Source organism: Bowmanella dokdonensis (genome assembly GCF_017254865.1).
GTDB lineage: Bacteria > Pseudomonadota > Gammaproteobacteria > Enterobacterales > Alteromonadaceae > Bowmanella > Bowmanella dokdonensis.
Window position 1 is genome coordinate 1 of record NZ_JAFKCV010000188.1, and the last position, 355, is coordinate 355.

Below are 355 nucleotides of genomic sequence, written 5' to 3' on the forward strand. Positions count from 1 at the left end.
TAATAATACATCGTTGGAAGGACTGTATAAGTCAGGATCGGCATTTTGCACTCAATGTGAAGCCGAGGGCTTTCGTAAAATTACTTATTTTATGGACAGGCCGGATGTCATGGCCAAGTATCAGGTGAAGATTACCGCCGATAGGCAGACTTATCCGTACTTGTTATCCAATGGAAATAAGATTGGTCAGGGTGAGCTGCCCGACGGTAAGCATTGGGTATTGTGGGAAGACCCCTTCTTCAAACCCTGTTATTTATTCGCCCTGGTCGCCGGTGACTTTGATTTGCTGGAAGACAGTTTCACCACCGCAAGTGGTCGCCAGGTCGCCCTAGAGCTTTTCGTTGATAAAGGAAAT

Annotated in this window: 1 pseudogene; it reads left to right on the plus strand. The window is 46.5% G+C overall.

The features are described 5' to 3' along the window. Positions 1-355, plus strand: a pseudogene (gene pepN, locus J0A66_RS22165) (aminopeptidase N); the annotation flags it as partial.